The following is an 8058-nucleotide window of genomic DNA, read 5'->3' on the forward strand; positions in this document are numbered from 1 at the left end:
TGTCTTAGGAGCGGCTGAAAACGATTCGATAGTTTTCAGCGGCTCTCTGAGCGTTGAAACGTCTACAGGCTAGCGTTTCATCGACCGGCGAACTCTATCGCGCAGGTAGCGCAACTGAAATTCACATTTCAGTAATGAGCCCTTCGGCATTCACGAAGGCAAATTGACTCCTGCCGCACGGGCCTCACTGCCCACTAGATGCTCAAGCATCTGTTTGGCCGTCACTGAAAGTGCATCAATGCTGCGCACGGCAATCTTTATTTCCCGGCGCGCCCAATCATCGGTCAGCGGCACCACCTGCACATTCAACGCCGGTAAATACGTACGCACTGCAATTTCAGGCAGCACACCGATGCCCATACCGGTATGAATCATTCGGCAAATGGCCTCAAAGCTTCGCACTTGAATGCGCAGGCGTAGCGCTCCACCTAGATGGTGCACTGAATGCTGCAGCAGGCTGTGCAGCGATGCGTCTTGCTGTAAGCCGATGAAGTCGTAGCCTACGGTTTCACGCAGGGCAACACTGTTACGACTAGCCAGTGGATGGTCTCGTGGGGTGACCAATACAAGCTGGTCATGGCGGTAGGTAAACAGCTGCAAGTCTTCGGCAGGAACGTGCCCGGCAAAGATGCCAATGTCGGTAAGGCCTTCGCGCACAGCCCGAATGGTTTCGCTGCTCACCCGCTCTTCAAGGTCAATTTTGACCTCTGCATGCAGCTGGGTGAAGGTGCTCAAGTCTTCCGGTAAAAACTCGATAACCGCCGAGGTATTAGCATGAATCCGCACATGGCCCTTGACCCCTTCGCTAAACTCGCTGAGGTCAGCATTCATTTGCTCAAGGTTATCCATAACAGTGCGTGCATGGTGCAACAAAGCATGGCCGGCTGGCGTCAATTCAACCCCTTTGGGTTGTCGATATAGCAAGTTGATCCCCAGCTGACTTTCAAGATCACTCACCCTTTTACTCACGGCCGCTAATGCCAGATGCTCACGCTCAGCGGCTTTAGTGAGGCTGCGCTCATCGGCAATAGCGATAAACACTTTAAGGGTGATGAAGTCGATACGGCGCAAGGTTGATGCTCCCAGCCAGGATAGTTGTTAAAAGCGCAGGCTCAGCGACAGCGCCTTTAATGCCTGAAGACAAGGCTCTCATAGATTTACTTCGTAGAATACGAAGTCAGGCTTGATAATTGATCAATTGTTCCTGAGTCTGGCTTGAGTAATCCTGCGACCCTATAGAACAAAGCACCCTGCTAGAGGCACAACAATGACAGATCAAAACGTGACCAACATGGCGCTGCAAGGATTGAAGGTGGTTGAGATGGGCCAGCTGATTGCAGGTCCATTCGCCAGCAAGATGCTCGGCGAGTTTGGCGCACAGGTCGTAAAGATCGAACCGCCCAAGGTCGGCGACCCATTGCGTAAATGGCGCAAGATCAAAGACGGTACCTCGCTCTGGTGGCATGTGCAGTCACGTAACAAGCAGTCGTTGACACTCAACCTCAAGGAAGTTGAAGGTCAGGACATCGTCCGTAAGTTGATTGCCGAAGCCGATATTCTGGTCGAAAATTTCCGGCCAGGCACTCTTGAAGGCTGGGGCTTGGGCTGGGAAGAGCTGTCGAAAATCAACCCACGGTTGATCATGTTACGCATCTCTGGCTACGGCCAAACTGGCCCCTATCGCGACCTACCCGGCTTCGGCGTGATCGGTGAAGCCATGGGCGGCTTACGCCACCTTTCGGGATATCCGGGGCAAGCGCCGGTCCGTGTCGGCATCAGCATCGGTGACTCGCTGTCATCGCTCTACGGTGTAATTGGCGTATTACTCGCGCTACAAGAGCGTCAACGCAGCGGCATGGGTCAGGTAATTGATGTCGCCTTGTATGAGTCGGTCTTTGCCATGATGGAAAGCCTGATTCCTGAATACGATGCCTTTAACTACATTCGTGAACCGGCTGGCAGCGCCCTGCCCGGCATTACGCCATCAAACTCTTACCCTTGTAACGATGGCAGCTTTGTACTGATTGCTGGGAATGGTGACAGCATCTACAAACGCTTGATGACCTTGGTTGAGCGTGAAGACCTGGCCAATGATCCACGCTTGGCGCAAAACGATGGCCGCAGTGAACACGCAGAGCTAATCGACCAGGCCATCGCCGACTGGACCACCCAGCGTGGCCGCGATGAAGTGCTTGCCGCGCTCAATGCTGTCCATGTTCCAGCAGGCTTCCCTTATACCGCAGCAGATATCGTCAAGGACCCCCACTACCTTGCACGGCAGATGATCGAGACAGTGCAAACCGCTGCGGGTCCACTAAAAGTGCCTGGGGTGCTGCCAAAACTGAGCCGTACGCCAGGGCGAATCGGCACTGGCGGCCCAGCCCTGGGTGAGCATACCGATGATGTACTGGCCGGTTTGGGCCTGACCGATGAGCAGCGCCAAGGCCTGCGTGACCGCGGCATAGTCTGAGGAGCGATTAATGAGCAAGCGTTTATATATTCAAGAAGTCGCCACCCGTGATGGCTTTCAGATCGAGCCGAATTTTGTTGCCACTGAAGACAAGATCGCCCTGATCAATCAACTTTCACACACTGGCCTTGCGAAAATCGAAGCCACCTCCTTTACCTCGCCCAAGGCGATACCTAACCTGCGTGATGCTGAAGAAGTCATGCGCAGCATCGAGCGCGTGGCTGGCGTTGAATACACCGTATTGGTGCCCAACGTTAAAGGCTGTGAACGCGCCCTGTCGTGTCAGGTCGATGAAGTCAATCTGGTGATGTCAGCCAGTGACACCCATGGCTTGGCTAACCTACGCATGACACCTGAACAGTCACTGGCGCAGTTCAAGGAAATCATCGAAGTCACCCGCGGTTCCAAGGTGTTTATCAATGCTTCACTGTCCACCACCTTTGGTTGCCCCTTTGAAGGTGCTGTTGCCGAACCTCGGGTGTTTGAACTGATCCAGCGCTTGACGGATATTGGCGTACAGGGCGTTACCCTGTGCGATACCACCGGTATGGCCGACCCGGCACAAGTTGAACGCATAAGCCGCGAGGCTCTTCAGCGCTGGCCTGAAACCGTGTTTACCCTGCACTTTCACAACACCCGAGGCATGGGCCTGGCCAATGCAATTGCGGCGTTGAATGCCGGTGTTGATCGCTTTGACGCCTCTCTTGGCGGCCTAGGCGGATGCCCCTACGCACCGGGAGCCAGCGGTAATATCTGCACCGAAGATCTGGTGCATATGTTCCAACGCATGGGCCTGGATACCGGCGTTGACCTCGATGCCCTGGTCGAAGCAGCAGCCAGCTTGCCTGAATTGCTCGGCCACGATGTTCCAGGCGCGATTCTCAAGGCCGGCAAAGCGGATCGGCGCTATCCAAAACCTAAGTGGATGAACGCCGAGGCATAGGCCGCAGCCAGAGAAAACGGTTGCGACACGAGTTGCAGCCCTTTCTCGGACATTGCACGACCCAACACAAAGACAATTGAGCGTCAGGCATTTTAGCCATTGCCTCAGCCTGCGTCGCTCTCTACCCTTGGCACATCAAATAATTGTGTGCAGCCGTCATCGATGACAACCATCCTGAAAAAAACCAGTACTCAAGCGCGTGGACGCCTGCGCCGTCAGCAATTGATCGAGGCAACGCGCAACCTGCTTGCCGAGCACGAACTGGATAGCATCACCCTCGCCGACGTCGCCACTGCAGCCGGAGCCTCCAAGGGTTCTGCCTATCACAGCTATGCCAACATCGCAGAGCTGTACATGGATGTGGTCAGCACCATTGGCCAGGAGTTGCACAGCGCGGTGGCAGCGCCTATCACAGATGAAGTGCAAGACTGGCGCGACGTCTTTTTGCTTTGCCTGCGCCGAGGCACACAACTATTAAGTGCTGACCCTGCGGGACGGCAACTTATCCACGGGCCCAAGTCACCTCCAGCAATCAAGCGCAGTGACCGGGCTAACGACCATCAGGTTGCCGAAGTCATACTGGCGCACATAACTCAACTGTTTGACTTCACGCCAGACGCAACGACCGTTGAACGCATCTACTACGCAATTGAGCTAGCCGACGTTCTCTATTGCCTGTCAGTGCAACAGCACGATGAAATTATCCCCAGCATGGCCGAAGAAGGTGAGCGCGCAGCCCTCGCCTATCTCGCACTTTATCTGCCAGAACAAATATCCCGCCGCCACAAGTAACTGATCGATAATCGCCCAACAACGTTTCCCATGGCTTGTTTTCGCCAGAAACGGACTACAGACTAGTTCTGAGTTTGTTTTTTGCCTACTAACAACAACACGATCATCTAGATCGAAGGGGAAACAACGTGCTGAACAAGGGTGCTTTAGGTTGGTCAAAAATTGCGGGACTGGGGATAGCACTGGTTGTCGCGGGGCAGTTTTCCGGGTGGAACTTTGGTTTAGCAGCCGGCGGCTGGCAGAACATGCTGGTTGCCACGTTGTTGATGGCTGCGCTGTGCAGTGGATTAGCCTTATGCGTGGCAGAATTGTCCACCGCATTACCCAACGCAGGCGGGGTCTTTGCATATGCGCAAAGTGCTTTCGGTCCGTTCGTTGGCTACCTGATTGGAGTTGCGACGGCATTGGCCCTGATTATTGGTACAGGTGCCGCTGCTACTTTCATTTGTGCCTACACAGAATCCGTTCTTGGGTATGGCGGGTGGCCGGTAAAAATCGCCCTGTTTGCAGTGATCATTGGCATTCATATCCGCGGCGTTGGTGAAGCTCTCGGCCTGACTTTGCTGGCAGGCGCTATCGCAGTTGCCGCATTGTTGACATTCGGCATCGCCATGCTGCCCTTTGTCCAGTTAGATCAACTGCTGGTCAGCGTCCCTGGCAGCGAACTGAGCCTTGCCGGTGTGTTTGCCTGTGTTCCCTTCGCTATCTGGTTGTTTATTACCGTTGAACAAACTGGTTCCGCTGCTGAAGAAGCCCGTGACCCGGGCAAGAGCATGCCCCGCGGTATTGTCGCCGCCGTTTGCGTGCTATTGATAACCGCCATGACCGTTTTGATTTGTGCCCCGGGTGCCGGTGGTGTTGCCCTGATAGGCGCTGCAGGTGATCCCCTCTATGCCGCCATGACAAGCCCTAGCGCCTATGGCAAGGAATCCTGGCTTGCAACGGTAGTTGGGCTTGGGGCGTTGTTTGGTCTGGTTGCGACTTTTTTCTCGCTGACATACGCCGGTTCGCGTCAGGTATTTGCCATGGCTCGCGATGGTCACTTGCCCGGCCTGCTCGGCAAGACCAATAAAAAGGGCTCGCCCTACAATGCACTGTTGCTTACGGCACTGATCGGCTTGCCGATGTCCTTGGTTAATCCAGAAACCGTGCTGGTTTCTGTCGTGCTGTTATTGAACCTTTGCTACCTCTTTGTATTTGCCGCCTACCTGCGCATCCGTGCGACGCAACCCGACCTGCCCCGTCCATTCCGCCTACGCTGCGGGCCATTGGTTGCCTGGTGCGGTTTGCTACTGACCACAGGTGTAATTGCTGCCTGCTTTCAACTAACAGCACCCGTGTTGCTGAGTATCGGCGGCATTCTTGGCCTGTTTGCACTGGGTTTCGCCATCGACAAAATGCGTGTGCGCGGCCGCACGACAGCCTCTGTAGGAGATATTTAACATGACAGTTTCGACCTTATTGCAACGTCGGCACAAGGTGCTGGGCGATCAGTCCCCACTGTTCTATGACGAGCCCCTGCATCTGGTGCGTGGCGAAGGTGTATGGCTGTATGACATTAACGGTAAGCGTTATCTGGATGTTTATAACAACGTGCCTTCAGTCGGCCACTGCCACCCCCATGTTGTTGCGGCGCTGAGCAACCAGGCTGCAAAACTCAACATCCATACGCGTTACCTCGACGAAGGCATAGTCGCCTACGCAGAGCGCCTTACGGCCACTTTTGCCGACCCTTTAGACGCGGTGATGTTCACCTGCACCGGCAGTGAAGCCAACGAACTGGCCTTGCGTATTGCACGCTTTGCCAGCGGCGGCCACGGCGTAATCGTCAGTGACTACAACTACCACGGTAACTCCACTTCATTGGCTGAGGTAACTACCGCCCTGCCCGCACCGGAGCCTTTTGGCCGGCATGCGCGAGCAGTACCTATCCCCAATCTTTATCACGCCAAACAAGGCGTCAGTGCCGATCAACTCGCCGAGGAGTATGCCGCGAAAGTGGCTGGGGCAATTGCTTCACTCAAGGCCGACGGGATTAAGCCGGCGGCCTTGTTGATCGACACCCTGTTTGCCAATGAAGGGCTGCCTCGCCTGCCAGCAGGCTTTGTCGACAAGGCTGTCGCCCTGATTCGTGAGGCTGGCGGCCTGTTTATCGCCGATGAGGTGCAAGCCGGTTTTGCCCGCACCGGTGAGCACCTGTGGGGCCATCAGGCGCATAAAGTTGTGCCTGACATCGTCACCCTAGGCAAGCCCATGGGCAACGGTCATCCACTGGCCGGGTTGGTCAGCTCACGTGAGTTGATCGAGTCATTCGGTCGTAATGCCATGTACTTCAACACATTTGGCGGTTCGCCTGTTGCCGCTGCTGTGGGCATGGCGGTGCTTGATGTGATCGAAAACGAGCAATTGTTGGCCAATGCCCATCAGGTAGGTGCCCATGTGCATACCCGCTTGCAAAAACTGGCAGAGAAACACGCCATCATCGGTGATGTCCGCGGTAAAGGTCTGTTCTTCGCCATGGAACTGGTGCGTGACCGTGCCAGCAAAGAACCTGCTGGGGCTGAAGCCAGAATTATCGTCAACACTATGCGCGAAAATGGCGTGCTTATTAGCAAAATCGGCCCAGCAGACAATATTCTCAAATTACGCCCGCCGCTGGTGTTCTCAATCGCCAACGCGGACTTGTTCGTCGACACCCTCGACCATGTGCTGAGTAGACTTTAAGGGGGTGTCATGAGCAATTTTCAAAATTTAAGCGGTGACGAGCAAATCACCCATTTGCATGAAATGGCCTGTATCGCCCTGCGTCAATGGGACGGCGAGTTTCACGATATAGCGCTGATTAAATACCGGGAAAACGCGGTGTTTTCAGCCTACCGCCACGACGGTCAGCGCATCGCCCTTCGTGTACATCGGCATAACTATCATTGTGAAGCGGCTTTGCGCTCCGAGTTGCAGTGGATGGAAGCCTTGGGCGGTGAAGGCGTTGAGGTACCCAGCATTATTCGCGCCCGCGATGATCAGCACCTCGTCAGTGTCTACACCGATGCCGTGGGCGAAACCCGCCATGTCGATATGCTCGTCTGGTTGTCAGGTAGCACTCTCGGCACCAGTGAGTCCGGGGTCAGTACAAGTACCGAGATAGCGCCATTGTTCTTCAACGCCGGTGCCGTCGCTGCGAGTATTCATAATCACAGCGAAACATGGCAACAACCTGACGAGTTTATACGTCATGCATGGGATGAAGAGGGTTTAATTGGCAGCCAGCCTTTTTGGGGCCGTTTCTGGGACCTTCAGGCACTCACCGGCGAGCAGCGCGAGCTTCTACTGCTGGCCCGTAGAGCGGCCCGTAACGACTTGCGTCGATACGGTCGAAACCAAGCCAATTACGGCATGATTCACGCAGATTTTGTACCGGAGAACCTATTGGTTGAAGGTGCCAAACTGCGGTTGATCGACTTCGATGATGCCGGCTTTGGCTGGCATATGTTTGAGCTGGCGACTGCATTGTATTTCAGCCTTGAGGATCCTCGTTACAATGAAATGGAGGATGCCCTATTCGCTGGATACGCCTCTGTTCGGCCACTGAGCAACGCAGATCGCGCACTATTGCCATTGTTTCTTACCTTGCGCGGCATGACTTACCTGGGGTGGGTGCATACCCGTGCAGGCTCAGCCACAGCACTGGAACTGACTGACTTTTTGATTGAGCGTACCTGCATGCTGGCCCGGACATATCTGAACTGCCAGTAAGCCATTAAAATCTATGGTCACCCCATTTTTTGCAATACTGATTAACGGGTGAAATGGTTGGCTTGCTTAAATCTATCCGGCGTCCAATTGGGGCTAGCCC

General features: G+C 54.8%; 7 protein-coding genes. 6 read left to right on the forward strand and 1 reads right to left on the reverse strand.

Features of this window, described 5'->3' with window-relative positions:
• Positions 1-150: 150 nt before the first annotated feature.
• The gene (locus ACIGCM_RS20040; protein WP_397503806.1) at positions 151-1071 is read right to left on the reverse strand and encodes a LysR family transcriptional regulator; all 921 of its coding nucleotides are present in this window, start codon (positions 1069-1071) and stop codon (positions 151-153) included.
• 196 nt (positions 1072-1267) lie between these two features.
• On the opposite strand from ACIGCM_RS20040, the gene ACIGCM_RS20045 reads away from it, so the two are divergent.
• From ACIGCM_RS20045 to ACIGCM_RS20070, 6 genes are all read left to right on the forward strand, one after another.
• Entirely contained in the window at positions 1268-2470 is a 1203-nt protein-coding gene (locus ACIGCM_RS20045; protein WP_397503807.1) for a CaiB/BaiF CoA transferase family protein, read from the forward strand.
• Between the two features lie 10 nt (positions 2471-2480).
• On the forward strand, positions 2481-3413 hold the full coding sequence (locus tag ACIGCM_RS20050; RefSeq protein ID WP_397503809.1) for a hydroxymethylglutaryl-CoA lyase: 933 nt from the start codon (positions 2481-2483) through the stop codon (positions 3411-3413).
• A 162-nt stretch (positions 3414-3575) separates the two neighbouring features.
• A complete protein-coding gene (locus ACIGCM_RS20055; protein WP_397503810.1) occupies positions 3576-4205 on the forward strand; it encodes a TetR/AcrR family transcriptional regulator in 630 nt (209 codons plus the stop codon).
• Between the two features lie 128 nt (positions 4206-4333).
• Positions 4334-5647 (forward strand): amino acid permease, encoded by a 1314-nt coding sequence (locus ACIGCM_RS20060; protein ID WP_397503811.1) that lies wholly within the window; start codon positions 4334-4336, stop codon positions 5645-5647.
• 1 nt (position 5648) lies between these two features.
• Positions 5649-6929, forward strand: coding sequence for an aspartate aminotransferase family protein (locus ACIGCM_RS20065; protein WP_397503812.1), 1281 nt, complete (start codon positions 5649-5651; stop codon positions 6927-6929).
• A gap of 9 nt (positions 6930-6938) precedes the next feature.
• Entirely contained in the window at positions 6939-7958 is a 1020-nt protein-coding gene (locus ACIGCM_RS20070; protein ID WP_397503814.1) for a phosphotransferase enzyme family protein, read from the forward strand.
• Positions 7959-8058 lie beyond the last annotated feature (100 nt).

It is taken from the genome of Pseudomonas sp. NPDC078700 (assembly GCF_044542375.1).
In the GTDB taxonomy this organism is placed as follows: domain Bacteria; phylum Pseudomonadota; class Gammaproteobacteria; order Pseudomonadales; family Pseudomonadaceae; genus Aquipseudomonas.

Coding starts and splice junctions, on each gene's coding strand:
- ACIGCM_RS20070 (WP_397503814.1), top strand. CDS start 6,939: ATGAGCAATTTTCAAAATTTAAGCGGTGACGAGCAAATCACCCATTTG.
- ACIGCM_RS20065 (WP_397503812.1), top strand. CDS start 5,649: ATGACAGTTTCGACCTTATTGCAACGTCGGCACAAGGTGCTGGGCGAT.
- ACIGCM_RS20050 (WP_397503809.1), top strand. CDS start 2,481: ATGAGCAAGCGTTTATATATTCAAGAAGTCGCCACCCGTGATGGCTTT.
- ACIGCM_RS20055 (WP_397503810.1), top strand. CDS start 3,576: ATGACAACCATCCTGAAAAAAACCAGTACTCAAGCGCGTGGACGCCTG.
- ACIGCM_RS20045 (WP_397503807.1), top strand. CDS start 1,268: ATGACAGATCAAAACGTGACCAACATGGCGCTGCAAGGATTGAAGGTG.